The organism is Catenulispora sp. EB89, assembly GCF_041261445.1.
Lineage (GTDB): Bacteria > Actinomycetota > Actinomycetes > Streptomycetales > Catenulisporaceae > Catenulispora.
In genome coordinates, this window is the sequence record NZ_JBGCCU010000001.1 from 749,347 (window position 1) to 775,091 (window position 25,745).

Annotated in this window: 23 protein-coding genes and 1 pseudogene; 13 read left to right on the forward strand and 11 right to left on the reverse strand. The window is 69.9% G+C overall.

The features are described from left to right. Position 1: 1 nt before the first annotated feature. From ABH920_RS03485 to ABH920_RS03505, 5 genes are all read right to left on the reverse strand, one after another. Entirely contained in the window at positions 2 to 475 is a 474-nt protein-coding gene (locus ABH920_RS03485) for an SRPBCC domain-containing protein (protein WP_370346645.1), read from the reverse strand. A 68-nt stretch (positions 476 to 543) separates the two neighbouring features. Continuing rightward, the gene (locus ABH920_RS03490; protein ID WP_370346647.1) at positions 544 to 1,872 is read right to left on the reverse strand and encodes a sigma-70 family RNA polymerase sigma factor; all 1,329 of its coding nucleotides are present in this window, start codon (positions 1,870 to 1,872) and stop codon (positions 544 to 546) included. A gap of 49 nt (positions 1,873 to 1,921) precedes the next feature. Then, positions 1,922 to 2,590: a DUF4097 family beta strand repeat-containing protein gene (locus ABH920_RS03495; RefSeq protein ID WP_370346649.1), complete on the reverse strand. Its 669-nt coding sequence runs from the start codon at positions 2,588 to 2,590 to the stop codon at positions 1,922 to 1,924. A gap of 121 nt (positions 2,591 to 2,711) precedes the next feature. After that, complete coding sequence (locus ABH920_RS03500; RefSeq protein ID WP_370346651.1) at positions 2,712 to 3,149, reverse strand: heme-binding protein; 438 nt, start codon at positions 3,147 to 3,149, stop codon at positions 2,712 to 2,714. A 135-nt stretch (positions 3,150 to 3,284) separates the two neighbouring features. Further along, on the reverse strand, positions 3,285 to 4,025 hold the full coding sequence (locus tag ABH920_RS03505) for a TetR/AcrR family transcriptional regulator (protein WP_370346653.1): 741 nt from the start codon (positions 4,023 to 4,025) through the stop codon (positions 3,285 to 3,287). A 164-nt stretch (positions 4,026 to 4,189) separates the two neighbouring features. Between ABH920_RS03505 and ABH920_RS03510 the strand changes: the two genes are divergently transcribed. After that, complete coding sequence (locus ABH920_RS03510) at positions 4,190 to 5,710, forward strand: MFS transporter (protein ID WP_370346655.1); 1,521 nt, start codon at positions 4,190 to 4,192, stop codon at positions 5,708 to 5,710. A gap of 138 nt (positions 5,711 to 5,848) precedes the next feature. On the opposite strand, the gene ABH920_RS03515 is transcribed toward ABH920_RS03510, so the two are convergent. After that, a complete protein-coding gene (locus ABH920_RS03515; protein WP_370346657.1) occupies positions 5,849 to 6,649 on the reverse strand; it encodes a glycoside hydrolase family 75 protein in 801 nt (266 codons plus the stop codon). A gap of 470 nt (positions 6,650 to 7,119) precedes the next feature. On the opposite strand from ABH920_RS03515, the gene ABH920_RS03520 reads away from it, so the two are divergent. After that, a complete protein-coding gene (locus ABH920_RS03520; protein ID WP_370346659.1) occupies positions 7,120 to 7,932 on the forward strand; it encodes a G1 family glutamic endopeptidase in 813 nt (270 codons plus the stop codon). Between the two features lie 93 nt (positions 7,933 to 8,025). Here ABH920_RS03520 and ABH920_RS03525 read toward each other — a convergent pair whose 3' ends face one another. Together ABH920_RS03525 and ABH920_RS03530 are read right to left on the reverse strand one after the other, a co-directional pair. Continuing rightward, positions 8,026 to 8,454, reverse strand: coding sequence for a protein phosphatase (locus ABH920_RS03525; RefSeq protein ID WP_370346661.1), 429 nt, complete (start codon positions 8,452 to 8,454; stop codon positions 8,026 to 8,028). Between the two features lie 9 nt (positions 8,455 to 8,463). Then, the gene (locus ABH920_RS03530; RefSeq protein ID WP_370346664.1) at positions 8,464 to 9,240 is read right to left on the reverse strand and encodes an MgtC/SapB family protein; all 777 of its coding nucleotides are present in this window, start codon (positions 9,238 to 9,240) and stop codon (positions 8,464 to 8,466) included. A 126-nt stretch (positions 9,241 to 9,366) separates the two neighbouring features. Between ABH920_RS03530 and ABH920_RS03535 the strand changes: the two genes are divergently transcribed. After that, positions 9,367 to 10,152 (forward strand): adenylate cyclase, encoded by a 786-nt coding sequence (locus ABH920_RS03535; protein WP_370346666.1) that lies wholly within the window; start codon positions 9,367 to 9,369, stop codon positions 10,150 to 10,152. A 96-nt stretch (positions 10,153 to 10,248) separates the two neighbouring features. Here the strand turns inward: ABH920_RS03535 and ABH920_RS03540 are convergent, their stop codons facing one another. Further along, entirely contained in the window at positions 10,249 to 11,703 is a 1,455-nt protein-coding gene (locus tag ABH920_RS03540; protein WP_370346668.1) for an MFS transporter, read from the reverse strand. 168 nt (positions 11,704 to 11,871) lie between these two features. Between ABH920_RS03540 and ABH920_RS03545 the strand changes: the two genes are divergently transcribed. Beyond that, positions 11,872 to 12,804 carry a helix-turn-helix domain-containing protein gene (locus ABH920_RS03545; RefSeq protein ID WP_370346670.1) on the forward strand — a complete coding sequence of 311 codons (933 nt, stop codon included), beginning with the start codon at positions 11,872 to 11,874 and terminating at the stop codon, positions 12,802 to 12,804. Between the two features lie 161 nt (positions 12,805 to 12,965). Then, complete coding sequence (locus ABH920_RS03550) at positions 12,966 to 13,913, forward strand: hypothetical protein (RefSeq protein WP_370346672.1); 948 nt, start codon at positions 12,966 to 12,968, stop codon at positions 13,911 to 13,913. Between the two features lie 65 nt (positions 13,914 to 13,978). Here the strand turns inward: ABH920_RS03550 and ABH920_RS03555 are convergent, their stop codons facing one another. Together ABH920_RS03555 and ABH920_RS03560 are read right to left on the reverse strand one after the other, a co-directional pair. Beyond that, complete coding sequence (locus ABH920_RS03555; RefSeq protein ID WP_370346675.1) at positions 13,979 to 15,769, reverse strand: putative Ig domain-containing protein; 1,791 nt, start codon at positions 15,767 to 15,769, stop codon at positions 13,979 to 13,981. A 161-nt stretch (positions 15,770 to 15,930) separates the two neighbouring features. Next, positions 15,931 to 16,428, reverse strand: a complete 498-nt coding sequence (locus ABH920_RS03560; RefSeq protein WP_370346677.1) for a pyridoxamine 5'-phosphate oxidase family protein — start codon at positions 16,426 to 16,428, stop codon at positions 15,931 to 15,933. Positions 16,429 to 16,768: 340 nt separating this feature from the next. Here ABH920_RS03560 and ABH920_RS03565 point away from each other — a divergent pair, with 340 nt between their 5' ends. From ABH920_RS03565 to ABH920_RS03600, 8 genes and pseudogenes are all read left to right on the forward strand, one after another. Beyond that, positions 16,769 to 18,862, forward strand: a complete 2,094-nt coding sequence (locus ABH920_RS03565; RefSeq protein WP_370346737.1) for a DEAD/DEAH box helicase — start codon at positions 16,769 to 16,771, stop codon at positions 18,860 to 18,862. A 111-nt stretch (positions 18,863 to 18,973) separates the two neighbouring features. After that, on the forward strand, positions 18,974 to 19,822 hold the full coding sequence (locus ABH920_RS03570; protein WP_370346679.1) for an oxidoreductase: 849 nt from the start codon (positions 18,974 to 18,976) through the stop codon (positions 19,820 to 19,822). Then, positions 19,822 to 20,430 carry a TetR/AcrR family transcriptional regulator gene (locus ABH920_RS03575; RefSeq protein WP_370346681.1) on the forward strand — a complete coding sequence of 203 codons (609 nt, stop codon included), beginning with the start codon at positions 19,822 to 19,824 and terminating at the stop codon, positions 20,428 to 20,430. Before ABH920_RS03570 ends, ABH920_RS03575 begins: the two co-directional genes overlap by 1 nt. A gap of 69 nt (positions 20,431 to 20,499) precedes the next feature. Beyond that, complete coding sequence (locus tag ABH920_RS03580; protein ID WP_370346683.1) at positions 20,500 to 21,060, forward strand: carboxymuconolactone decarboxylase family protein; 561 nt, start codon at positions 20,500 to 20,502, stop codon at positions 21,058 to 21,060. After that, positions 21,061 to 23,598 (forward strand): annotated as a pseudogene (gene rph, locus ABH920_RS03585) (rifamycin-inactivating phosphotransferase); the annotation flags it as partial. 39 nt (positions 23,599 to 23,637) lie between these two features. Beyond that, a complete protein-coding gene (locus ABH920_RS03590) occupies positions 23,638 to 24,186 on the forward strand; it encodes a cupin domain-containing protein (protein WP_370346739.1) in 549 nt (182 codons plus the stop codon). Beyond that, entirely contained in the window at positions 24,183 to 24,956 is a 774-nt protein-coding gene (locus ABH920_RS03595; RefSeq protein ID WP_370346685.1) for an SDR family NAD(P)-dependent oxidoreductase, read from the forward strand. Before ABH920_RS03590 ends, ABH920_RS03595 begins: the two co-directional genes overlap by 4 nt. Before the next feature lie 42 nt (positions 24,957 to 24,998). Further along, positions 24,999 to 25,709 (forward strand): MBL fold metallo-hydrolase, encoded by a 711-nt coding sequence (locus tag ABH920_RS03600; RefSeq protein ID WP_370346687.1) that lies wholly within the window; start codon positions 24,999 to 25,001, stop codon positions 25,707 to 25,709. The last annotated feature ends 36 nt before the right edge of the window (positions 25,710 to 25,745 follow it).

Sequence of the window (25,745 nt, forward strand, 5' to 3'; positions counted from 1 at the left end):
GCTACCCGGCCAGCTTCGCCAGGTTGTCCATCTCGTTCGCGCGGCCGGCGGACAGGCGGCCGGTCCACTCCTCGTCGTGCATGGCGTCGGCGGTCATGGTCACCTGCGTGCCGCCGTCGGCGGCGGGCCGCAGTTCGACCTCCGTCAGGAACTCGTACGGCGCCACGCCCGGGATGAAGTCGGCGACGGTGCTGTAGGCCAGGCGCCGGGTGGGCTCGACCTCGGTGAAGGTCTTGGTCGAGGCCGTGCTCAGCGGCAGCCCGGCGCCCTCCATGAACGCGACCTGCTCGGCGCCGGTGGCGGTCATCGTGTAGGCCAGCGTGCCGCCGGGGCGCAGGTCCAGCGCGTCGACGTGGACGGTGAACCCGTCCGGCGCCCACCAGGCCTCGATGCCGGCGGCGGTGGTCCACAGCTCCCAGATCTTCTCGGGGGCGGCGGCGTAGGTGCGCTCGATCTGGATCTTCTGCGTGGTCATGATGGTGGCGCTCCGTTTTCTCGGTCTGCCGTGCTGTCAAAGAGTTGGACGCCGGCCGCTGCGATCTGTCATCGGTCACCGCCGACGGGCCTGTCGGCGGGCAGCGTGAGCGGCAGGCCGAAGGCGGCCACGAGATGCGCCTCGAACGTGGTGATCTCCACGATCCGGCCGCTCTCGATCCGCAGCACGTCGACCATCTGCGCGCGGAACACCGAAGTCCCCGGACGCTGCACGTATCCGGCGACCGCCGGCTGCCGGTTGGCCCCCACCGGCACGTGCCGCCAGCGCCCGAAGTACCCCGCGGACCTGCTGTCGAAGATGGTTCCGAGCTGTTTGAGCAAAGCGTCCCGGCCGGCGAACCAGACCGGGTTCGGCGGCATCGTGACCAGCACGTCCGCGCTGAGCAGGTCGGCCATCATCGACACGTCGGCGCGCTCGGCGGCGACCATGTAGCGCCGCACGATGTCGCGTTCCTGCTGGCTACGGGTGCCGACGGTCCAGTCGACGCGCCGCTGCGGCAGGCGTTCCCGCAGCGTCTGGCGGGCCCGCTGCAACGCGCTGTTGGCGGCGGCGACGCTCATGTCCATCAGCGTCGCGGTTTCCTCCACCGGGCGGCCCAGGACGTCCCGGAAGATCAGGACCGCGCGCTGCCGGGGCGGCAGGTGTTGCAGTGCGGCCAGGAAGACCAGTTCCATGGTCTCCCGCGAGACCGCGGCGGTCTCGGGCTGTTCGTCGTCGGCGCAGACCTCGTCGAGCAGGCGGTCCGGGTAGGGCTGCAACCAGGGCTGACGCTCCGGCGGCTCGGCGCCGCCGGCATCGATGCCGGGGACCGGTTCGTAGCGCTGCGGTCGGCGGCCGGTGCGGCGGAGGTGGTCGATGCAGGCGTTGGTGGCGATGCGGTAGAGCCAGGTCCGCGCTGCTGCCCGGCCCTCGAAGCCGGATCGGTCGCGCCAGGCTTTGAGAAGGGTTTCCTGCACCAGGTCGTCGGCGTCGTCGTAGGAGCCGACCATGCGGTAGCAGTGCAGGTGGAGCCATTTGCGGTGGGGTTCTACGAGTGCTGCGAAGTCTGCTTCGTCGTCCAGGCGCGGCGGGTACTCCGCTGTTTCCGCTGTTTTCGTCACAGGTTCCGGCGTGACGTTTTGGGCCATGCGCCGGAGGACTCGCGCTGCTGCCGCCAACGCCTCGGCATCGGCTCGGAACACCTGCGGAGGGCCCAAAGCCAGTGTCCTGACCTGGCGCTCGATGTCCGCGAGGACGTCGGCGGCGGTCTGGTCCGCCTTGGTGTGCCGGCGGCGGTAGGCGCGTTGCCTACACGCCGCCGAGCAGTACACCGAGGTTCGGCCCCGGCCGTGTTCCGGGAGCGCGGCTCCGCAGATCCGGCAGCTTTGCGTCTTCATGGTGGCCCCAGCTTTTCGTCACCGACATTCGGCGTGACGAAAACCGACTCTAGAGGCTGGTCGCGGTGATGTCGCCGTGCGATGTGGTCGCCTTGACGGCCAGGCCGGCGCCGGCGCCCTCGGAGTTCCGCATCGCGTTGGTGACGCGGCCGTAGGCGGTGCCGGCGTCCAGGGTGCCGGAGACGCCGTGAGCGGCGGCGATCGTCAGGTTGCCGGCGTCGGTGCGCAGCTCGACCGAGCCCGCGACGGCCTCGGCGACGCTGATGTCGCCCTTGCCGTTGCGGAGGTGCGCCGAACCGGTCAGCTTCGCGATCGAGAGGTCACCCATGTGCATCCGGATGGTGCCGCCGGCGATCTCGTCGAGCTCGACGGTGCGGTAGGCGCCGTCGAAGCTCACCGTGCCGAGCCGCCCGCTGCTGGAGAGCTCCGCGGCGCCGGCCTTGCCCTCGATCCGAGAGCCGGCCGGCAGCGCGATGGTCACGTCCAGCGAACCGGAGCTGCCGAGGACCTTGTTCGGGTCGGCGGTCGCTATGCGCAGCACGCCGTCGGCGAACTCGACCGTCGTCTGCTCCGCGGCCTTCACGTCGCGCCGCTTCGAAGCCTCCGACGGCAGCACCTCGACGGTGGCGTCGGCGCGCTCGGTCGCCACCAGCCGGATCTGCCCCGCCGGGATGTCCAGGACGACGGTGACCGGGCTCGGGGTCTGGAACGTCTGCATCATGCTCTCCTAGGTCGTGGTGTCTGCGAGTCCGGGTGGCCCGCTGTCACGTCTTCGACTTTCGAGGGCTGTGCTGACACGGACCTGACGTCGTCCTGACAGGGGCGCTGACAGCGCGGGATCAGCGTGCCGGCGACGTCGGAACCTGCGCGGACGCCGCGATGGCGATCTCGTGGTCGACGTCGGAGGACGGTGCGCCGGAGACGCCGAGCGCGCCGATCACCCGGCCGTCGGCGTGGATGAGGACGCCACCGCCGTAGGGCACCAGCGAGCGCGATCCGGCCAGGACGAGGCCGGTGCCGAACAGCGGACCGCCGGGCTGGATGGCCGGGGTGAGGTTGGTGGTGTCCCCGCCGATGCTGACGGCGGTGAAGGCCTTGCCGATCGCGGTGTCGATGGTGATCAGGTTCGCGCCGTCGGTGCGGGCGAAGGCGACCAGGTTGCCGCCGGTGTCCACGACGGCGAAGGCGGCGGCGACGCCGCGCTCGTCGGCCAGGCCGCGGGCAGCGGCGGTGAGGGCTTCGGCCTGGGTGAGGCTGATGTTCGCGGTGACGTTCACGGAGAGGGTCCCCCTGCTGAGTCGCGGCATGCCCGGTGGCGGTCCGCGTGGTGACTTCAGCGTGGCGCGAGCGGTGAGGACGTGGGGAGAGCGTGCTTGACCTGGTGTCAGCGCCACCAGGATCGGACGCGGTTCCTAAGAACGCCGCCGAGGCGTATCGCGCGTCCCGTACTTCCAGCCGGTCATACACACCTCAAGCTGCTCGTCGTCCAGCGGCTCGGGGGCGAGTGAGAACGTGTCCCCGGCGGCCCGTGCGCGCAGCCCGTCCAGCATCACCGCCAGGTGCCGGCGCCAGACCTCCGGGTCGGCCGGGGCGGTGAAGTCGACCACGCCGACGGCCGAGATCAGCAGCACGCCGACATCGGTCGCGACCACGTCCGGACGGAGGTCGCCCTCGATCTTGGCGCGGTCGATCATCTCGTAGAGCGCGGGCTCCACGGTCTCCCGGACGACCTCCTCCTTGTCCAACTCGCACTCTTCGAGGTACTTCTGCCGCGACAGCATCAGGTCGCGCAGGGCCTTGTCGCGGCCCTGGGACTCCAGCATCGCCGTCATGAAGTGGACCAGGCCGTCCCAGGCGCGGGGCAGGGACATCGATTCGGCGACGATGCGCTCGATGGAGGTGAGCATGTCGGCGAACAGGGCGTCGATCAGGGCGTCGCGGTTCGGGAAGCGGCGGTAGACGGTGCCGACGCCCAGGCCCGCCTCGTGCGCCACCTCATCGAGTGACGCCTCCAGGCCGCGGTGGGCGAAGACGGTCTTCGCGGTGTCCAGGATGAGCTGCCGGTTACGTTCGGCGTCCCTGCGCAGCGGACGGCTCGCGGGCGGGCCCGGCACCCCGGCGGGTGTCGCCACCTCGGTCTTCGCGTTCGTCACGGCTTGCTCCTGCCCATGGCGGCACCTCCGGACGGAGGGCCAGGTGAATCTTAGACGCAGTTAAATGGAACACCCCTCTCCATGTGGAGGCAAGTCCTCCACATTGCTGGTACAGTCGATCCGGTAAGTGGAAGAGGCACCTCCGGATGCAGGGGACGAGAACCATGGCAGATGTCACGACGACGGGAGCGGGTGCGCAGACAGCCGACGCCCCACCTTCCGTCTCCACCGACCCCCACCACGCCAGGCGCTGGTTCATTCTGGGGATCATCGGTCTGGCCCAGCTGATGATCGTGCTCGACGTGACCATCGTGAACATCGCGCTGCCGGACGCGCAGAAGGCGCTGGGCTTCTCCAACGGCGACCGGCAGTGGATCGTCACCGCCTACTCCCTGGCCTTCGGCAGCCTCCTGCTGCTGTTCGGCCGCGTGTCCGACGTCATCGGCCGGCGCGCCATGTTCCTGATCGGCCTGGTCGGCTTCGCCGCGGCCTCCGCGCTGGGCGGCGCCGCACCGAACTTCGAGATCCTGGTGCTCGCGCGGGCGCTGCAGGGTGTCGCAGGAGCCATGCTCGCCCCGGCCGCGCTGTCGCTGCTGTCCACGACCTTCACCGAGGCCAAGGAGCGCGCCACCGCGTTCGCCGTGTTCGGCGGCATCGCCGGGTCCGGCGCCGCGATCGGCATGCTGCTCGGCGGGGTGCTGACCGAGTTCCTGAACTGGCGCTGGACGCTGTTCGTCAACGTCGGCATCAGCGTGATCGCGATCGCCGGCGCCGCCGTCCTGATCCCGCGGCACGCGCGCAGCGCCGACCGGCCCTCGCTTGACATCCCCGGCACGGTCCTGGTCTCGGCCGGCCTGTTCGGCATCGTCTACGGCTTCGCCAACGCCGAGTCCCACCCGTGGAGCGCCCCGGGCACGTGGGGCTTCCTGGCCGCCGGCGTGATCCTGCTGGTCGCGTTCACCGTCTGGCAGACCCGCACCAAGCACCCGCTGCTCCCGCTGCGCGTCATCCTGGAGCGCAACCGCGGCGGCTCCTACCTGGCGATGTTCCTGACCGGCATCGGCATGTTCGGCGTCTTCCTGTTCCTGAACTACTACCTGCAGGAGATCCTGAAGTACTCCCCGGTGATGACCGGCGTCGCCTTCCTGCCGATGGTCGCCGCCCTGATGATCACCGCGACGATCAGCACCACCCAGCTCTACCCGCGGATCGGCGCGAAGATCCTGGTCTTCGTCGGCATGCTGATGGCCGGCGGCGGCATGGTCTGGCTCACCGGTATCAGCCTGAGCTCCAGCTACGTCTCGAACATCCTCGGCCCGATCGTGGTCATCGGCATCGGCATGGGCGCCATCTTCGCCCCGGCGATGAACGCCGCCACCTCCGGCGTCGAGGCCCGCGACGCGGGCGTCGCCTCGGCGATGGTGAACACCGCGCAGCAGATCGGCGGCTCGATCGGCACCGCGCTGCTCAACTCGCTGGCCGCCACCGCGCTGACCAACTACCTGGTCGGCAAGAACGCCGGTAGCCCGGTGGTGCAGGCGAACGCCGCGATCCACAGCTACGTGGTCGCGTTCTGGTGGGCCGCTGCGATCTTCGGCGTCGGCGCCTTCATCTGCGGCCTGATCCTGAAGTCCGGCAAGCCCGACCCGGCGGACCCGGACGCGGCTCCGGCGATCCACGCTTAGTGGTTCGGGACGTGGTTCGGGACGTGTAGCAGTACAGCAGTACGCGAACGCAAGGCGCGGTCAGGCGGTGTTCACCGCCTGACCGCGCCTTCTGCTGTGCGTGGGGGAGTTCCTTGCTGTGCCCGGCTTGCTACCCGCCTAGCCGGCGACCTTCGGGCCGAGGGTGTTCAGCGCCTTCTGCACCAGAGCCTGCGCGTTGTTGCTCAGGTTGGCGTTGGTGCCGTTCACGACCCACGACGAACCGGAGAAGATCACGACGGTCACGCCGTTGTCCACGCCGCCGGTCGTGCCGCTGCTCGGGATGCCGAGCAGCGAGGCCGCCTTCACCGACGCCTCGCCGAGCTCGCGCGAGTCGTTGCTCGAGGTGGTCTGGTCGTTCCCGGTCTGGGTGTCACCGAAGATCGCGCCGATGACCTTGCTCTTGTAGAAGACCAGCGCGAACTGGCGGCCCGAGATGCCGTGCTCCTTGTAGAAGAAGTGCGGGCACGGGGACTTCTTGTCCCAGCAGTCGTCGCCCAGAACGTAGAACGGCACGTGGTGCGCAGCGAGCTGCTTGCCGTTGCTGTCCTGGAACGTCGTGTCGCCCTGGTGGTCCGGATCCGGGTCCGGGTCGCTGCCGTCGTCGTCGATGGCCATGCTCGAGGAGTAGGCGTAGACGCCGGTCGCGACCTGGTACACGTTCACGTTCATGGCCCGCGTCATCGTGTTGATGTGGGGCTTGGTGTTGACCTTCGTCGAGGTCGTCGAGTGGGTCTTGACACCGGCCAGGACCTGGGCGGCCGTGTAGTTGGTGCTCGCCGCGGCGGCCGGCGCCACGACACTGTGGGTGGTCGCGGCGGCGTGGGGGACCGCGGCGTGTGCGTTCGCGACAGCGAACTGGGTGGCGAGCGCGAGAGCTCCGGCGGATGCCAGAGCTATGCGCATTCGGGTCGACGACATGGGGTGGTGGCCCTCCGCTTCTCGTCAGTAAAGTTTCCTAACGAGAATCGAAGCACCGTCGCACCCCGTTGCGCAATCATCCGCCACTTGATCATCTTTAATTTACTTTTATTTGGTGTAGGCGGGCATTTCTTGATCTTGCCGGGAAGACGATCTTCACTGAACGTCGGTCAAGCCTCGGCCCGGGGGGCCGTCGACGTCTCGCGGCCCGCGCTGATCACGCGGACCACTGTCGAAGTGGTTCTCAGTGTTCTGAGCTGACCTCGCGGCCCAGTTGGCCGCCGGCGCGCATGACCGGTATCGGCCAAGCGAATCAGAGGTTTTACCCCGACTTTGCCGACGTGTCCGAAAGCCGGGTGCCACACTCCGGGAGGTATAGACCAACAGGTCTATACCTCCTTTGGCCGTCATCCCCGGCCAGGGCGAAACGCACAAGAACCCCCAGCTCATCCACAGTTAGGGAGGCATCCATGCGTTCATCAAGGCTCTTCGGTTTCCTCGCGGTGGTCGCGCTCGCCGTCACGACCGGCATCGGGAGCGCGCAGGCCGCGACGCCAGCGCACATCCGCCACACCGGCCGGGCCCACCCCGTCAGCGCGGTCAGCCTGCCGGCCAAGCAGCTCCAGCACTTCTCGCATCTGCTGCATTCGCAGAAGCCTGCAAAGGGCGTCCACCCGGACAACCAGACCAGCACCAACTGGGCCGGCTACGCCGCCGACAACGGGACGTTCACCACCGTCACCTCCAGCTGGGTCGAGCCCGACGTCTCGTGCACGTCCGGCGGCATCGTCGCGTTCTGGATCGGCCTGGACGGCTGGGGCAGCGACTCGGTCGAGCAGGACGGCACCGGCGTGGACTGCTCCAGCGGCTCGCCGCAGCAGTTCGCCTGGTGGGAGACGTACCCCGCGAACAGCATCCAGGAGTACGGCGACCCGGTGGCCGCCGGCGACTCGCTCACCTCGACGGTGGCCGACACCGGGGGCGGGCAGTACCAGATGGTGCTGACCGACAACAGCCAGGGCTGGACCGAGAACCAGACCGTCGGCGCCTCCGGCTCCGACGCCAGCGCCGAGGTCATCGCCGAAGCGGTGACCTCCGGCAGCGACGTCACGCCGCTCCCGAACTTCTCCTCGGTGAACTTCACCGGCTCGACGTTCAACAACGGGTCCATGTCCGGCGCCGGCGCGCAGGGCATCGACATGACGGACAGCAGCGGAAACGTGATCGCCACGACCGGTCCGGACGACGGCAACGGGGACTTCACCGTCACGTACGGCGGCTAGTGGCTGAATCATTCTCGCCCAGCAGGGACTGCGGGTGGCGGACCTTCGGGAGGTCCGCCACCCGCAGCGTTCTTATGCGGATGCGCTGCGGTTCTAACGGAAGCCGGCTACGTAGCGGCGCTGCCACGGCGTCTCGACGGCGTGCCGGTCATAGTGTTCGCGCACGTAGGCGACGGCCGATTCCGGCGGTATGCCATTGAGCACTGCGATACACGCCAGTGCGGTCCCGGTGCGTCCGCGTCCGCCGGCACACGCAACCTCGACGCGTTCGGTCTCGCAGCGTTGCCAGGCTTCCACGAATCCCTCGCGCGCCGCTGTCCGATCTGCCGGGAGACGGAAATCGGGCCAGCGGATCCACCGGCTCTCCCACGCGACCTCCGGCGGGCTTTTGCCCAGCAGATACAACGCGAGAGTCGGCTCCGGGCCTTCGGGTATCGGGTGGCTCAGGCCGCGTCCGCGGAGCAGTCGGCCGGATGGCAGGCGGAGTACGCCGTCGGCTGTCGGATCCCAGGGTTCTGCCATAGTGCGATGTTAGGAGAACTCGTCGTCGGTATTGGTGTAGGCGACCGTCACGATTCCCGGTGTGCTGACCAGTTGCTCGGTCAGCGCGTTGGCGTTCCCGCGTCCGTGCAGCGTGAGCACGACCTCCACGGTGTGCGGACGCCCGGCTTGGTCACGCGTGCCGTCCCGGTCGTTCCGGTCGTCCCGGTCCGTACGGCCGTCACGCCCCGCGCCGCTGAACGACGCGACGAAGAAGCCGGCGCCGGTGCACACGTCGAGCACCGTGCGCAGCAAGCCTCTGCCGTCGAGGTACTCGATACGGTAGGTCACCGGTGGTGTACGGAGCGCTGGCATCCAGTGCGTCAGCGGGCGCAAGCCGTAGCACACCACGAAGTAGGCGACGGTCGTGAGCAGCGCGAGCAGGCCCAGGCCGGCTCCCGCCGCGGCGCCGACGCCGGCCGTCAGCCACATCCCGGCCGCCGTGGTCAGCCCGCGGACGGCGTCGCGCCGCATGAAGATCACGCCGCCGCCGATGAAGCCCAGGCCGGAGACGATCTGCGCGGCGACCCGCGAGGGGTCCAGCATGACCCGTCCTGGTTGGATGACGTCGGTGAAGCCGTATTTGCTCACCAGCACGAACAGCGCGGCTCCCAGGCCGATGATCGTATACGTGCGCAGTCCTGCGGCCTTCTGGCGGATCTCGCGCTCCAGTCCGATCGCCGAGGACAGCACCAGCGCCACCACCAGCTCTCCGACCTGCGTCCAGCCCTGGCCCGTCGGTTCCTCCCACAAGATCGATGTGCTCATTCCGCCATCATGCCCGGTGTGCCGGTGCTCACATGTGAGCGTCAGGCCTCGAATAATGAACAAGGTTCACGTATGGTGGATTCTTTGTGTGCCGTCGGGCTCTCGGCGGCCGATGTACGGGGAGGTGTGGCCGCCCTGAAAGCGCTGAAGAAACCGGAGCGCCATGCGGCCCGGCAGGCCTGGAGGCTGCCCGGCAGCGATCTGGACCGGATGTTCACGCTGGTGCGCGAGGTCGGGCAGGTGGAGCTGAAGTTCACCGTGGCCGAGGAGTCGCATGACGCCGTGCGCGCATTGCTCGGTATCGGAGTCGAGCGTGTACGGAACGTGTACTACCTCGACACGCCCGACCTGACGCTGCGCCGGCACGGAGTGCTGGCGCGTGTACGCGGCGGCGAGCGGCCCAACGACTCCGTGGTCAAGCTGCGGCCGATAGACCCCGACCGGGTCCCGACCGCAATGCGGCGCTGCGAGGACTTCAGCGTCGAGGTGGACGTGACGCCGGACAGCTTCGTCTGCTCCGGGGCGCTCAAGCTGCGCCTGGGCCGGAACTCCGTCGAACGCGCCGTGGAGGACCGCAGCCGGCTGCGGACGCTGTTCTCCGACGACCAGATCGCGCTGATGGACAGCCGGCTGGCCGGCCGCGTCACCATCGACGAGCTGGACGCGCTGGGCCCGGTCGAGGTGCACCGCACCCGGCCGCGCGACGGCGAACCGGGTGACGGTCTGGAGCTTCAGGAGTGGATGTACCCGGACGATTCGCGGCTGCTCGAGGTGTCGACGCGTTGCACGTCGACGGACCTGCTGCAGACCGCGCTGGACGCGAAGGCGCTGCTGGACCTGCACCGGATCACGCAGTCGGGGCCGTGCCCGACCAAGGCCGACACGACGTTGGACTACTTCACGCGGCAGTGAGGCGCTTGGTGCGGCGCCGGAATGGCAGCGCTTGCCGCGGAACCGGCGCTGGCACCCGAACCGGCGCCAGCACCGCGATCGCCGGCCTCGCCACCCTCACCGGTGCACCTTCGGCAGCGCCAGCGTCGCCAGCGTTGTGGCCGCCAGCAGCGCCACCGCGATCAGCAGGCTGAGGTGCATCCCGGTCACGAAGCCGCCGTGCTGCGCGACCAGCGCGCCGAAGCCGGCCACCGCGAGCGCCCCGCCGGTCTGCCGGAACGAGTTGAGCACGCCGCCGGCCAGGCCGGCCCGCTCCGGCGCGATCCCGCCGAGCATCATCGCGGTCAGCGAGGGCACCGCGAAGCCGAGGCCGCCGGCCAGCGGCAGCAGCAACAGCGCGAGGGCCGTGGCGCTCGTGTGGCCGTTCACCACCAGCAGCATCAGCAGTCCGGCCGCGCAGGCGAGCTGTCCGACGAGGACCGGCGTGCGCGCGCCCCAGCGGGCGGCGGCCCGGGCGGAGAGCAGGTTGGTGACCGTGCACAGGACGGCGGTCGGCACGAAGACCAGCCCGGCGCCGACCGCGGAGCGTCCCAGAACGTCCTGCGCGAACAGCCCGAAGACGAAGATCAGGCCCTGGTACGCGGCGTTGATGACGAAGCCGACTGCCAGGCAGACCGCGACGACCCGGTCGCGCAGCAGCCCCAGCGGCAGCATCGGCTCCTTCGTCCGGCGCTCGACCGCCACGAACGCGCTCATGGACACCAGCGCCACCAGCAGACTCCCCCAGGACTGCGGCCGGCCGAATCCGGAGGCGCCCCCGGAGATGACGCCGTAGGTCAGGGTGGCCAGGCCCAGGATCGCGGTGACCTGGCCCGGCAGGTCGAGCGGGGCCGGACGCCGCACGGAGCGCTCCGTGCGGCGCATCGCGGCCAGGATCACCAGACCCACCGGCAGGTTCAGGAAGAAGATCGAGCGCCAGCTCACCGAGCTGGTCAGGGCACCGCCCAGGACCGGGCCGACCGCGGTGGCGGCGGCGCCGGCCATCGTCCACTGCGCGATGGCGGTGGCGCGGGCCTTCGCGTCCGGGAACGCCTGGCGCACCAGCGCCAGCGAGGACGGCAGCATCAGCGCCGCGGCGCTGCCCTGTACGAGGCGGGCGGCGATCAGGAAGCCGAGATCCGGGGCCAGGCCGCAGGCCGCGGAGGCCAGGGTGAAGGCCGCCGCGCCGCCGGCGTACAGGCGGCTGGCGCCGAGCCGGTCGGAGAAGGCGCCGGCGGACAGCAGGAGCGCGGCGAACATCAGCGTGTAGGCGTCGACGATCCACTGGAGTCCGGCCGTCGAGCCGCCGAGGCCGCGGCCGACGGCCGGCAGGCCGACGTTCACCGCGGAGGTGTCGACGGCGATCATGACGAAGCCGAGGAGCGCGGCGAAGAGGGTGAGTTTCGGTGAGGTGGTGCGGGGTGAGGTGGTGCGGGGTGTGGCGTTGTCCGTCTGGCTCCGATCGTGCGGGCGGTCCGTGTCCTGCGCGCGCTGCGCACGCTGCACGTCCTGCGTGGTGTCGGCGATAGGCATTGGTGGCCCCTCCCTCGCGGCCGGCCGGTCTGACCGCCGCGGAATCACCGTCGCAGGACCCGTGCGCGGCAGGCAGACCGCGCTGTTCCGGGGTGTGACAGCGGGGGGTGCGACAGGGCCCCTCTCGCGCCTTCCCTTCGTGCGGCGGCCTTCGGCACACTCGGGATCATGACCGAGCAGCCCCCCGAACTCGGCAGATTCCTGCGCGCCCGAAGGGCCGGCGTCGCCCCGGCCGACCTCGGCCTGCCGCTCGGCGCGGGCACCCGCCGCACCCCCGGCCTGCGCCGCGAGGAGCTCGCGGCGCTCGCAGGCGTCAGCATCGACTACTACATCCGCCTAGAGCGCGGCAAGGAGACCCGGCCGAGCCCCGCCGTCGTCGACGCGCTGGGGCGCGCCCTGCGTCTGGACGCCGAGGAGCTGGCATTCCTGCGCGAGCTGGCGGCCCAAGCCGCACGCGGCGGCGCGCACCCCCGTCCTGCGGCGTCGACCTCGCGCACGGTCCGCCCGACCCTGCGCCGGCTGCTCGAAACGGTCCGTCCCTGCCCGGCCTACGTCCTGAGCCGCACGAACGACATGCTCGCGGCGAACCCGAGCGGTCTGGCCCTGACCCCCGGCATGATCGACTACCCCGAGAAGCAGCGCAACACCATCCGCTACACCTTCCTCCACCCCCAGGCCCGCTCCCTCTGGCCGGATTGGGAGGTCAAGGCCCGAAGCTGCGTCGCGCACCTGCGCGCCGTGGCGGGCAGCGACCCCGACGACCCCGAGCTGGCCGCCATCGTCGGCGAACTCGCGGTCAAGAGCCCGGAGTTCAGCCGCATGTGGGAGCGCTACGACGTGCGCCGCGTCGGCAACGGCCAGAAGACCTTCCTGCATCCCACGGTCGGCACCATGACGCTGAGCCACGAGGTGATGGAGATCAACCGCATGGAAGGCGGCCGCATCGTGGTGTACAGCGCCGAGCCGGGCACCGCCGACTACGACGCGATGGTGCTGCTGGACATGGAGGGCGCCGGCCTGCTTGAGGGCTCCTGCGGCGCGCGGGTTTTGACCGTCGACGCGGAGCAGGATGCTGATGTCGAGCACGGCCGGAGCCTGTGACGGCCGGACCGTTTTCCTGAACTGGAACAAGCGGTTCCCACCGTGCCGACCGCGCGTCAACATGCTGCCGTTCCACCACGCTTGACCTCGGCGGGATACTGCTATCCATGGAGCCCGCTCGCTTGGGACCGCTACACCGTGACCTGGCCCATGCGGTGCGCATGGGACCCTTCTCCGCGACGTTGCACCTGGCCATCGAGGCCAGTGGGCTGACGCTCGATCAGGTGCGTGCGGAGCTCGCCTCGCGGGGAGCTTTCGTGTCGATGGCGACTTTGAGTTATTGGCGGCGGGGGCTGAGTCGGCCGGAGCGGCCGGAGTCGTTGAACGCTGTGCGGTTGCTGGAGGAGGTTCTGGGGCTTTCGGCCGGCGCTCTGAGCGGGCAGTTGGGGCCGCGGCGGCCTCGGGGGCGGTCGGCGGTGCAGCGGGAATCAGGGCTCGATGTCGTCGACGCGTGGGGTGCGCACCGGGAGTACGACGACCTGCTGCGCGGTCTCGATCCCGCCGGGCGGCTGGAGCTCACGCGGCTGTCCACGCTCGACCGCTACAGCCTCGGGTCGGATCGGCGGGAGCTTTCGTTGTCGACGTGCCAGGTCCTGCGCGCCGAGGTCGATGACCTGAGCCGGATGACAGTGCTCTACCGCACCTACGACCCGCCTTCGCCGTCGCCGGTCCTGACCGCGCTGCACGGTTGTCGCGTCGGGCGCGTCCGCATCGCCGCCGACAGCGGTTTCGTCGCCGCCGAGCTGCTTTTCGACCGGGTGCTGCGCCGGGGCGACACCGCCGTCGTGGACTACGAGCTGACCGGCCTGTCCCCGACGCCGCCGACCGAAACTGACTTCTACCAGCGCTTCTTCCCCTACGCCACCGCGATGTACGTGCTGCGCGTCCAGTTCGACCCGGCGACCGTGCCGGCGCGCTGTGTGCGGTACGAGCGGCGCACGGAAGCCGCGCCCGACCAGGGCGTCCGCGAGGTGTGGGTGGGTGCGACCGGGCAGGCTCACGTCATGGCGACCGACGTCCCGCCGGGCGTCGTCGGCCTGCGCTGGGACTGGGGAGCGGGCCTGAACGACGCACCGTCGATACGTCGTGCAGACCCGCCTGGTCAGTGACCTCCGGTCCTATCCCGCAGCAGGGCGGCTCCGCAGTGCCCTGAGACAGGTACCGTCAGGGCACATCAGAATCCGTACACGGTGTCTCCAAACGTCGTGGTGCCCGAACCGCCGCCGGAATCGGTGGCGGTGACGGTCACCTGGTAGGTGCCCGCCGTCGTGGGGGTGCCGGAGATGTCGCCGGACGAGCTGATGCGCAGCCCCGGCGGCAGGCCCTTGGCGCTGAACGTCAGCGGCAGGCTCTTGCTGTCCGAGGCCTGGATCTGCAGGTCCGGGGACTGGAATCCGACGAACCCGAACTGGTTGCCGGGATTCGACACCGTGACCGTCCCGCCGCCCCCGGAGCCCTTGACGGTCAGCGAGTACGTCGCCGAGTGCGTCGTGCTCCCGGCGGTCCCGGTCACGGTCACCGAGTACGTCCCGCCGGGCGTGGAGGCCGAGGTGCTGATCGTCAGCGTCGAGCTGTTCCCGGCGCTGACCGAAGCCGGGCTGAAGCTCGCCGAGGCGCCCGACGGCAGGCCCGACGCGGACAGCTGCACCGTCACCGCCGAACCGGCGGTGACCTTCGTCCCGACCGTGGCCGTGGCCGAGGACCCCTGGTTCACCGAACCCGACGTCGGGCTCAGCGACACCGAGAAGTCGTTGCTCGGGGGTGGCGGGGTGCTGCCCGAAGCGAAGCCGGCGACACCGTTTGGCGTGCCGACGCCGGTCGGGCCGTCCCAGCCGGTGCCCGCGTTGCAGATGACCGTGCCGCACGAGCCGTTGCTGCCGGACGTGACGTCGTTGAACTTCGCCTCGTTGGCGTACACGTACGACACGCCGTTGTCGCCGGAGGCCGGAGCCCCGGCCTGCGCCCACATCGCCGAGATCAGCGGCGTGGCCAGCGACGTGCCGCCGTACTCCAGCCAGCCGGACTGGCCGTACGTGTCGTAGACCGCCAGGCCGGTGTTCGGGTTCGCGTCGGCCGAGACGTCGGCGCTGGCCCGGTTGTCGCAGCCGGTCGTGACGTTCTGCTGGTACGCGGGCTTGGCGAACAGCGAGGAGCAGCCCGACCCCCCGCTGCTCCACACCGACTCCGACCAGCCGCGTGAGCTCGAGTCCTTGCTCAGCGAGGTCCCGCCGACCGCCACCACGCTCGGGAAGGTCGCCGGGAACTGGGCGTTGGACCCGGACTGGGTCCCGTTGTCGCCGGTCGCCGCCGCGATCATCACGCCGGGGTGGTTGTAGTGCGTGTCCAGGCCGGTGCTGAAGTTGCTCTCGGCGTCGGAGTAGCTGTTGGACACGAACTTCGCACCGAGCTTCACCGCCTCGTCGACGGCGGCCCCCAGATCGGTGTCGTTGTTGGAGTTCGCCTCCACCAGCAGCACGTGGCATCCGGGGCATGCGGCGCTGACCGCGTCCAGGTCCAGCGTGATCTCCACACCCCAGCCGGAGTCCCCGGTGGGGTAGTTGCTGCCGCCGCTCTGGTCCACCTTCGTGAAGCACCCGTTCGCCGTGGTGCACGCTGGCAGACCCCACTGCGAGCGGTACGTCCCCAGGTCGCTCTCGGCGTTGGGGTCGTCGTAGGCGTCGACGATGGCGACCGTCTGCCCGCTGCCCGGATTGTTCCCCAGGTTGTACGCCGACTGGATGTCACTGGGCCCGAAGCCGGTCGGAGCCGCCGGCCGCGCCGCCGACCGCGCTCCGCCGCGCACCAGCTGAAGCGCGTTGCAGTGCGCGTGCCCGGCGGGAGCACTGGTACAGGCGGCGGGAACGATCTGCGGCGCCGACGCCGCTTCGGCCGGTGCCCCATAAGCCATGGCCACGGCGGTGGACACGGCCGACAGCATGGCGCCGGCCAGGAGTATCCGCCTCATGTGTTCTCCTCTCGCACCCCGCCGGCCGCGTTGTTCGCAGCCTGATTCCGGGGGTTGAGAGGGAGTGTGGAGAAGGGTCGGGGCGGCTGATAGACCGGTTCACAGTGCCTCTGGCGGACGGTTTCAATTCCTTGAATTGAGATTGAAAACGAGCACCGCGCTCACGACGCCTGCCGTGCGGCCCGCTCCTGCACCAGCTCCTCGACAGCGCTGGGCAGCGTGGTCTCGAAGTCGATCAGCTTCACCCACGTCGGGGTCACGACGATGCGCACCATCCCGTCGTAGAGCGAGCGCACCTCGGCCTCCCACTCGACGCGCTGCTCGGGCGTCATCTCGTAGCTGCCGTTCATCTGCAGGTACTCCTCGGGGATGCCGTGGACGACGTCCAGCTCGACGGTCCCGCGGACCAGCAGGATCTTCGGCGGGTGCGACTCGGTGTCGACGGTCAGCGCCACCTGCGGGTTCCGGCGCAGCGAGGGCAGCTTCGGGGCGTTCTTCGTCGTGCACATCACGATCTGCGACCCGTTCCAGGTGAACGCGATCGGCACGTTGCGAGGCGTCCCGTCCTTGGCGACGTAGGCCAGGCGGGTCAGGTCGCGCGCCAGCAGCTCCTGGCTGAGCGGGCGGTTCAGGATCTCGGTGATCTCGTGCTGCTCCATGGTCGTGCGCTCCTCTGTGCCGATGTACAGATGTACCGATGTACGGATGTCGTCGAGCCGGCCGGTCGGCTGCTCGCACCCCGGGGACGGAGCCGACAGGCCGGTCTCGACAACAAACGACAACAGACGGCGAGAAGTTTTCTAGATCTTTTCGGCCGCCCCGCCGATGAACTCCAGGAACTCCATGAACGCCTGACAGACCGGCCCGGTAGCCTGGCGCCGCTGCCGCGACCGCCGAGAGGGGGAGGTCCCCACGCCCAGACGACAAGCGTTCACCAACTCCTCCGGTGTGAAAGCCGTCCTCGGCGCGGCCGCGGAGGCCGAAGCCGTCATCGGCGAGATGCACGCGGGCGAGGAACGCCGCCACCAAGACGTGCGCGAGGCCTATCAGGCCTCGCACGCGGTCGCCGTCCTCGGCCGCCTCCGCGCCATACCGATCGAGCGCCTCAGGGACGTCACCGGCGCGCGCCTCCCGGTGACGAAGCTGGAGGAGGCCGGCTACAAGTCGATCGCGGACCTGCTGGAAGCGACGCCGGAGCAGCTGCAGCAGGTGCCGGGCATCGGGACCAAGGGCGCCGAGCGCACCGTGGACGCCGCCCGCCGCGTCTCCGACGCCGCGATGTCCAACACCCACGTCACCGCCGACATGGACCTGCGGGTCAACGACGCCGCCGCGCTGCTGGCCGCGCTCTACCGCGTGCAGACCGCCGACCGGGTGTTGGTCAAGGTCCGCGAGCCGGCCAAGCGGATCGGCGGGGCGCTGTCGACGCTGGCGACCGCCGCCAAACCGCTGAGCAGCCGGATGCGCCGGGCCCTGACCGGCCGCACGCGCCGGGAGCAGGCGCAGGACGCCGTCGACCGGCTGGCCGGGCTGCTCGCCGATCCGCAGACGAACCAGGACCTGGACCGGATCAGGGCGGCGAACGAGAAGCTGCGCGGGGTGAAGCCGCCGCGGCGCAGCACCGTCCGCACCGACTTCGAGAAGCGCTCCGCCGACTACTTCAGCACCCTGAGCCGCATCGCCGGCGCGCGGGTGAACGGCGAGGCGGCGCGCGGGTTCCTGCCGACCAGCCTGGCCGACCGGATCGCCGTGCAGAAGCTGGACGAGACGCATCTGCGCGTCTCGCTGCGGGCCTACCAGGCGTTCGGGGCCCGGTTCGTGCTGGCCCAGGAGCGCGTCGTGATCGGCGACGAGATGGGCTGCGGCAAGACCGTCGAGGCGATAGCCGCGCTGGCGCATCTGCGGGCCGAGGGCGCCAAGCACTTCCTGGTGGTCGTGCCCGCCAGTGTGCTGATCAACTGGCTGCGGGAGGTGCGCTCGCACAGCGCGCTGCGTCCGTACCGGCTGCACGGACCGGATCAGGAAGCTGCGAAACGGTCCTGGCTGTCCGGCGGCGGCGTCGGCGTCACCACCTTCGAAGCCCTCCCCAACCTGGATCTGCCGCCCCGGACGAAGATCTCGATGCTCGTCGTCGACGAGGCGCACTACGTCAAGAACCCCGGCACGCTGCGTTCGCAGGCCGTGCGCGCCTGGACGGACCGCGTGGACCGGGTCCTGTTCCTGACCGGCACGCCGATGGAGAACCGCGTCGAGGAGTTCCGCAACCTGGTCGGCTACCTGCAACCGGAGCTGGTCGGCTCGGTCGGCGAGATCGACGCGGTCGCCGGATCGGAGGCGTTCCGCAAGGCCGTCGCCCCGGCCTACCTGCGCCGGAACCAGGAGGACGTGCTCTCCGAGCTGCCCGAGATGGTGCAGATCGAGGAGTGGGAGGAGTTCGGCGCCGAGGAGGAGGCGATATACCGGGAGGCCGTCGCCGCGCGGAACTTCATGGCGATGCGCCGGGCCGCCTACGCCTCGGGCGACGCGGCCACGTCGGCGAAGCTGCGGCGCCTGGTGGAGATCGTCGACGAAGCCGAGGCGAACGGCCGGAAAGTGGTGGTCTTCTCGTACTTCCGGGACGTCCTCGACACCGTGTGCCGGGCTCTCGGCGACCGCGCCATCGGGCCGCTGACCGGCTCCATGCAGCCGCAACAGCGGCAGGAGTTGGTCGACGAGTTCAGCGCCGCCAAGAAGCACGCGGTGCTGGTCAGCCAGATCCAGGCCGGCGGCGTCGGGCTCAACATGCAGGCCGCGTCGGTGGTCATCCTGTGCGAGCCGCAGGTGAAGCCCACGCTGGAGACGCAGGCGATCGCCCGGGCGCACCGCATGGGCCAGATCCGCCGGGTCCAGGTGCACCGGTTGCTGGTCGCCGACAGTGTCGACCAGCGGATGCTGGAGATCCTGGACGCCAAGTCAGGGCTCTTCGACGCCTACGCGCGGCGCAGCGAGACGGCCGAGACGATGCCGGAGGCCCGGGACCTGTCCGACGCCACGACGCGGGGACGGCTCATCGACGCCGAGCAGAAGCGGCTCGGGCTGACGGAGGCGAAATAGCCGACTCGCAGCCGACGCTGTCGCTCAAAATCGACATGGCGACGATAAAAATCGACACAGTGTAGACTTTCTCGCGAGAGGGCGCGCCGGCCCTCATCGTGAGGAGCAGCAATGCAACAGCAGAATTGGCTGATCACCGGGGTCAGCAGCGGTCTCGGGCGCGCGTTCGCCCAGGCAGCGCTGGATGCCGGGCACACCGTGGTCGGTACCGTCCGCTCCACCAAGGACCTGGGCGACTTCGAAGCACTGAAGCCCGGACACGCTCACGCCCGCGTCCTGGACGTCACCGACGACGCCGCCGTCCCGCGGGTGATCGACGAGGTCGAGCGGAGCGTCGGGCCGCTGGACGTGGTGATCGCCAACGCCGGGTACGGCCTGGAGGGCGTCTTCGAGGAGACGCCGCTGGCCGAGGTGCGGCGGCAGTTCGAGGTCAACGTCTTCGGCGCGATGGCCACGTTGCAGGCCGCGCTCCCGCACATGCGCCGGCGGCGCCGCGGGCACCTGATGGCCGTCACGTCGATGGGCGGGCTCATGGCCGTGCCGGGCATGTCCGCGTACTGCGGCAGCAAGTTCGCCCTGGAAGGGGTCCTGGAAGCGCTGGGCAAGGAGGTCGCGCAGTTCGGGATCCACGTGACCGCGATCGAGCCCGGCTCGTTCCGCACCGACTGGGCCGGCCGGTCCATGACCCGCGCGGACCGGACGATCGAGGACTACGACGAGCTGTTCGCCCCGATCCGCGACGCGCGGCAGAAGGCCAGCGGCAACCAGCTGGGGAACCCGGCCAAGGCCGGCGAGGCCGTCGTCCACATCGCGTCGCTCGCCGAGCCGCCGCACCACCTCGTGCTCGGCTCGGACGCGCTGCGGCTCGTCAACGCCGCCCGCACGGCTGTGGACGCGGACATCCGCACCTGGGACGAGCTCTCGCGGACGACCGACTTCGTGCAAGGCGCGCAGCTCTGATGCCCGGCCAGCACGCGCCGAGCCGCCGCGCCGCCGAGAGCAAGGGCGACCTGCGGGAGCGCGCGATCCTGGACACCTGCGAGGCGCTGCTGGCGGACAAGGGCTACGACGCCATGACCGTCGGCGACATCGCCCAGGGCGCCGGCATCACCCGCGGGGCGCTGTACTTCTACTTCGGCTCCAAGCAGGAAGTGGTCACGGGGCTCGTGGCCCGGACCGTCGAGCACCTGTGGGAGCGGTCCCGCGCCACCGCCGAGGCCGCCGAGCCGCGCGAAGCCATCGCCTCGGCGATGCGGCGCACCGTCGAGCTGTGGAACGAGCACGGCCTGGTCATGAGGACGGCGATCGACCTGTCGTTGACCGTGCCGGAGATCGGCGCGCTGTGGAACCGCACGGCGGACTTGTTCATCGGCGCGATCACCGCGGTGCTGGAGCGAGCCGGCGTCCAACCCGGCGGCGAACCGGAGCAGGCTTCGGCGATGGCTCGCGCTCTGTGCTGGATGATCGAGCGGAACTTCTACCACGCTTCGCAGGAGTCCCGGGAAGCCCTGCAGAACGCGTCCGCGACCTGCGAGCACATCTGGCTGATCAGCGCGGGGCTGATTTAGGCGTCTTCAGCTGTCACAGATCACCTCCGGCCGGCGTCTCTTGCCGTCAACAACCCACTGGAGGACCCCATGACGATCCGCGTTCCCCGAGCCGACCTGCCGGCCGAGCTCCAGGAAGCCCTCATCGCGCAGCTCGGCTCGGTGCCCGAGCCGCTGGCGGTGATCCACAACAACCCCGCCGTGGCCGAGGCCAACCAGGGCTTCGCCGCCAAGCTGGGCACCTGGGACGCCGTCGACGACAGCCTGAAGACCTTCGCGCACATGGCCGTCGCGGCGCAGATCGGCTGCAGCTGGTGCCTGGACATCAACTACTTCCTCGCCATCAGCCGGGACCTGGACGCCACCAAGGCGAGCCAGGTCCCGCGCTGGCGCGAGGCGGACGTCTTCTCCCCGCTGGAGCGCGATGTCCTGGAGTACGCCGAGGCCATGACCACCACCCCGACCACCGTCACCGACGAGCTGGCGGCGCGCCTGCTCGACCGACTCGGCGCCGCCGGGCTGGTCGAGCTGACCGCCTACATCGGCTTCGCCAACATGGCCGGCCGGGTGAACACCGCGCACGGCATCACGTCGCAGGGCTACTCCGAGTCCTGCGACATCCCGCTGGCCGACGTCCGTAAAGTGGGTTAGATGAACGGCGACGTGGTGGACTTCCAGCAGATCGACCGCACCCAGGTCGCAGCCGTCGGCGGCAAAGGCGCCGCGCTGGGGGAGCTGTCGCGCGTCGACGGCGTCCCCGTCCCGGCCGGCTTCTGCGTCACCACGGACGCCTTCCGGCGGGTCCTGGCCGCGGCGCCGTCGCTCGACGGCCGCCTCGACCGGCTGGCACGCCTGAAACCCGAGGACCGCACGGCGATCGGCGCCCTGAGCGCGGAAGTCCGCCGGATCATCGAGGGCATCGCGCTCCCCGACGATCTGGTGGCGTCGATCGCCGACGCGCTCGCTGCCCACGGTGCGGGCTCCGCCTATGCGGTCCGGTCGAGTGCGACCGCGGAGGACCTGCCGACGGCTTCTTTCGCCGGTCAGCAGGACTCGTATCTCGACGTCGTAGGGCTGCCGGAGATCCTTCGGCACATCAGCCGGTGCTGGGCCTCGCTGTTCACCGAGCGGGCCGTGACCTACCGGCTGCAGAACGGCTTCGACCAGCAGAAGGTTCACATGGCTGTGGTCGTACAGCGCATGGTCTTCCCGGAGGCGGCCGGCATTCTGTTCACGGCCGACCCGATCACCGGGAACCGGAAGGTCGCTTCGGTGGAGGCCGTGTTCGGCCTCGGCGAAGCGCTGGTCTCCGGGCTGGTCAACGCTGACATCTACAAGGTGCGCGACGGTGCGATCGCGGAGAAGGCCATTGTGGCGAAGCCGGCGCTGACCGACGCGCAGGTCGTGCGCCTGGTCGAGCTGGGACGACGGATCGAGGCGCATTTCGGCCGTCCTCAGGACATCGAGTGGTGCCTGTCCGAAGACGGGTTCCAGATCGTCCAGAGCCGGCCGATCACGACGTTGTTCCCGGTCCCCGACGTCGGCGACGACGAGAACCACGTCTACGTGTCCGTCGGCCACCCGCAGATGATGACCGACCCGATGAAGCCGCTCGGGCTCTCGATGTGGCGGCTGACGACGCGCCGGCCGATGCTCGAAGCCGCGGGGAGGTTGTTCGTCGACGTCACCCGGGAGCTGTCGTCGCCGACGCGGCGCGCGGCGCTCGTGAAGGTCATGGGGCAGGGCGATCCGCTGACCGGGGACGCGTTGCAGAATGTCATCGATCGCGGCGACTTCATCCCGACGGTTCCTGACGAGGCCCCCGACGACGCTTCCGCCTCGGCGCCGAGGCCGGCCGCGGCGTCCGCCCGCGCGCCGATCGAGACCAATCCGGCCGTCGTCGCCGAGCTGATCGAGCGCAGCCAGGCCTCGATCGCGACGCTGAAGCAGGACATCGCCACGAAGCGCGGGCCGGAACTGCTCGACTTCATCCAGGCCGACATCGGCGAGTTGCAGCGCATCCTGTTCGATCCGCGCAGCACGCAGGTCTTCATGACCGCGATGGACGCCACCGCGTGGCTCAACGAGCACGTGCAGACGTGGCTCGACGAGACGAACGTGGCGGACACGCTCACGCAGTCCGTGCCCGACAACGTCACGTCGGAGATGGGGCTGGCGCTGCTGGAGGTCGCGGACGTGATCCGTCCGTACCCGGACGCCGTGGCGTTCCTGGCGAAGGCTGAGGACGACGGCTTTCTGGACGAGCTGCCGGCGGTCGTCGGAGGACGCGAGGCACAACAAGCGATCCGCGGCTTCCTCGACAAGTACGGAATGCGCTGCGCCGGTGAGATCGACATCACCCGACCGCGGTGGAGCGAGCAGCCGGCCATGCTGCTGCCGATCATCCTCGGGAACGTCAAGAACTTCGGGCCCGGCGCTGGAGACCAGCGGTTCGAGCAGGGGCGGCTGGAGGCTGTCGCGAAGGAGCGGGAGCTGCTGGAGCGCTTGCGGCTGCTGCCCGACGGCGAGCAGAAGGCCGACGAGACCAAGCGGACGATCGATCGGGTCCGGACGTTCATCGGGTACCGCGAGTATCCGAAGTACGGGATGGTCAGCCGCTATTTCGTCTACAAGCTGGCGCTGCTGGAAGAAGCCGACCGGCTTGTCGGCGCCGGCGTGATCGGCGAGAGGGAGGACGTCTTCTATCTCACGTTCCAGGAGCTCGGTGAGGTCGTGCGCACGCAGCGGGCCGATGCGGAGTTGATCGGGCAGCGCAGGGAGGCGTTCAGATCGTACGAGTCGCTGACGCCGCCGCGGGTGCTCACGTCGGACGGGGAGGCGGTCTCCGGGGCGTACCGGCGTTCTGGGCTTCCGGATGGTGCGCTGGTCGGCTTGGCTGTTTCGAGCGGCACTGTCGAGGGCCGGGCACGTGTCGTCGTCGATATGGCGCAGGCCGATCTGGGGGCCGACGACATTCTCGTCACCGCGTATACCGATCCGAGTTGGACGCCGCTTTTCGTGACGATCAAGGGCTTGGTCACGGAAGTCGGGGGCCTTATGACGCACGGCGCTGTGGTCGCGCGAGAGTACGGCCTGCCAGCGGTCGTCGGGGTAGAGAACGCTACTCGGCTGATCAGGGACGGACAGCAGATCCGTGTGAATGGAACGGACGGGTACATCGAGATTCTGGATGAGGCCGGCGATCAGACCGAAGAGCGGGCCGACGACATCGCCGCTCGGCTCGGCCTGGTGCCGTTGCCGGCCGAGGGCGGCCGGTTCCGGAGTACGTGGTCGGGTCCGGTGGATGCGAGCGGACGTCCGGCCGGCACGGCGATTCTGATGCTGCTGTCCAACGACCCCGATGGGTTCTCGGCGATGCACCGGCTGCCTATCGACGAGGTCTGGCACTTCTACCGCGGCGACCCGATGGAGTTGTTGCTGCTGCATCCCGATGGCCAGGCTGAGGTGCGGCTGCTCGGTGGCGGTGAGCTGGTGCAGACGGTCGTGCCGGCGGGATGCTGGATGGGCGCTCGCGTCGCGGGGGACGGGGCGTGGTCGCTGATCGGGACGACGATGGCGCCCGGCTTCGTCCCGGCCGACTATGAGGGCGGCGATGTCGAGGAGTTGTGTCGGCGCTATCCCGAGCGTGAGGGCATGATCAGGGCTCTGTGTCGGGTCGATGCTCCGAGTCGCATGCCTGATTCGGTGCCTGATTCGATGCCTGATTCGCTCGACGAGCGCGAGTCGCCCGGCGAGAGCGCGGCGGCCACCCGATGACCCGCACCGACCCCGGCCTGCCGGATCTGACCGGCACCACCGCGCTCGTCACCGGCGCCAGCGGCGGCATCGGCGCCGGCATCGCGAGCCGGTTCGCCGCCGCCGGGGCCGCGGTCGTGCTGCACCACGGCCGCAACCGTGACGCCGCCGAAGCCCTGGCCGACCACCTGCGCGCCGACGGCGCGCAGGTGCTGGTCCTGGGCGCCGACCTGACCGTAGAGACCGCGTGTCACGACCTCGTCGAGCGGGCCGCCGCCTGGCGCGGACAGCTTGACGTCCTGGTCAACAACGCCGGTGTCCAACCGGTCCTGCCGCTGGAGCAGATGACGGCCGCCGACTGGCGTCAGGTGATGGACGCCAACGTCACCAGCGCCCTGAGCTGCACGCAGGCCGCCGCGCGCAGCATGGCGGCCGGCGCCTCGATCACCCACATCGCCTCGATCGAAGGCCGCCAGCCGGCCGCCGGTCATGCGCACTACAGCGCCTCCAAGGCAGCGCTGATCATGTTCGCGCGCTCCGCAGCCCTCGAATACGGACCGCGCGGGATCCGCGTCAACACCGTCTCCCCGGGTCTGATCCACAACGCCGGCATCGAGCAGGCCTGGCCGTCCGGCGTGGCCCGCTGGCACGCCGCCGCGCCGTTGCACCGCCTCGGCCGGCCCGGGGACGTCGGCGACGCCTGCGTGTTCCTGGCCTCGCCGATGGCGTCCTGGATCACCGGGCAGGACCTGGTCGTCGACGGCGGGGTGAGCGCGCGTCCGACGTGGTGAGCGCGGGTGGGCCGGCGCCGTGGCGCGGTGGAGCGGAATTCCGTGGCGCCGTCGGCGGTTCGTGCTGCCGTGAAGATCGGTGACATCGAGGTTCTTGCTGTTCGGGACGGGGTCGGCACGGAGGTCGCCGTCGACATCCTCAGTGTCGGGCCGTTCGACGACGGCAAGTACCGCGGCGGACGGCTGCTCGACTCGCTTGTTGAGGCCGGTGTCAGTCCGGGCGACGTGACCGATGTGGTGTTCACGCATCTGCACTTCGACCACATCGGCTGGGCCAGCGTCGACGACAAGCCGATGTTCCCGCGCGCGACCTGCCGTGCGCACCGCGCGGACTGGGAGCACTTCGTCAGCGGCGAGCACGCCGACCCCGCCGCGGTCGCCGAGCTCACTCCGCTCGCTGACGGTGACCGGCTGGAGCTCTTCGACGGGGACTTCACCCTCGCTCCGGGCATCGATGCCCTGCACCTTCCCGGGCACACTCCCGGCACAACGGTCTACGTCGTTTCCGTCGCCGGCCGTCGCGTGCTGCTGGGGGACGTGGCGCACTCGCTGGTCCAGTTCAGCGAGCGCGACTGGCAGGTGATCTGGGACGTGGATCCGGCCGCGGCCTCCGCGGTCCGCAACCGCATCGCCGACGAGGCTGCCGACACAGACGACCTGCTTGTCGCCGCTCACTTTCGCGACATGCGCTTAGCTTGCCGTTTAACCCCAGAAGGCTATCAAGGCTCTGATGCTGTTTCGGAACCAGGTTGAGCGCGTGTTCCTGTTCTTCGAGACAGCGACGGGTTG

Coding starts and splice junctions, on each gene's coding strand:
- ABH920_RS03485 (WP_370346645.1), bottom strand. CDS start 475: ATGACCACGCAGAAGATCCAGATCGAGCGCACCTACGCCGCCGCCCCC.
- ABH920_RS03490 (WP_370346647.1), bottom strand. CDS start 1,872: ATGAAGACGCAAAGCTGCCGGATCTGCGGAGCCGCGCTCCCGGAACAC.
- ABH920_RS03495 (WP_370346649.1), bottom strand. CDS start 2,590: ATGCAGACGTTCCAGACCCCGAGCCCGGTCACCGTCGTCCTGGACATC.
- ABH920_RS03510 (WP_370346655.1), top strand. CDS start 4,190: ATGGCAGATGTCACGACGACGGGAGCGGGTGCGCAGACAGCCGACGCC.
- ABH920_RS03515 (WP_370346657.1), bottom strand. CDS start 6,649: ATGTCGTCGACCCGAATGCGCATAGCTCTGGCATCCGCCGGAGCTCTC.
- ABH920_RS03520 (WP_370346659.1), top strand. CDS start 7,120: ATGCGTTCATCAAGGCTCTTCGGTTTCCTCGCGGTGGTCGCGCTCGCC.
- ABH920_RS03525 (WP_370346661.1), bottom strand. CDS start 8,454: ATGGCAGAACCCTGGGATCCGACAGCCGACGGCGTACTCCGCCTGCCA.
- ABH920_RS03530 (WP_370346664.1), bottom strand. CDS start 9,240: ATGAGCACATCGATCTTGTGGGAGGAACCGACGGGCCAGGGCTGGACG.
- ABH920_RS03540 (WP_370346668.1), bottom strand. CDS start 11,703: ATGCCTATCGCCGACACCACGCAGGACGTGCAGCGTGCGCAGCGCGCG.
- ABH920_RS03545 (WP_370346670.1), top strand. CDS start 11,872: ATGACCGAGCAGCCCCCCGAACTCGGCAGATTCCTGCGCGCCCGAAGG.
- ABH920_RS03550 (WP_370346672.1), top strand. CDS start 12,966: ATGGGACCCTTCTCCGCGACGTTGCACCTGGCCATCGAGGCCAGTGGG.
- ABH920_RS03555 (WP_370346675.1), bottom strand. CDS start 15,769: ATGAGGCGGATACTCCTGGCCGGCGCCATGCTGTCGGCCGTGTCCACC.
- ABH920_RS03560 (WP_370346677.1), bottom strand. CDS start 16,428: ATGGAGCAGCACGAGATCACCGAGATCCTGAACCGCCCGCTCAGCCAG.
- ABH920_RS03565 (WP_370346737.1), top strand. CDS start 16,769: ATGCACGCGGGCGAGGAACGCCGCCACCAAGACGTGCGCGAGGCCTAT.
- ABH920_RS03570 (WP_370346679.1), top strand. CDS start 18,974: ATGCAACAGCAGAATTGGCTGATCACCGGGGTCAGCAGCGGTCTCGGG.
- ABH920_RS03575 (WP_370346681.1), top strand. CDS start 19,822: ATGCCCGGCCAGCACGCGCCGAGCCGCCGCGCCGCCGAGAGCAAGGGC.
- ABH920_RS03580 (WP_370346683.1), top strand. CDS start 20,500: ATGACGATCCGCGTTCCCCGAGCCGACCTGCCGGCCGAGCTCCAGGAA.
- ABH920_RS03595 (WP_370346685.1), top strand. CDS start 24,183: ATGACCCGCACCGACCCCGGCCTGCCGGATCTGACCGGCACCACCGCG.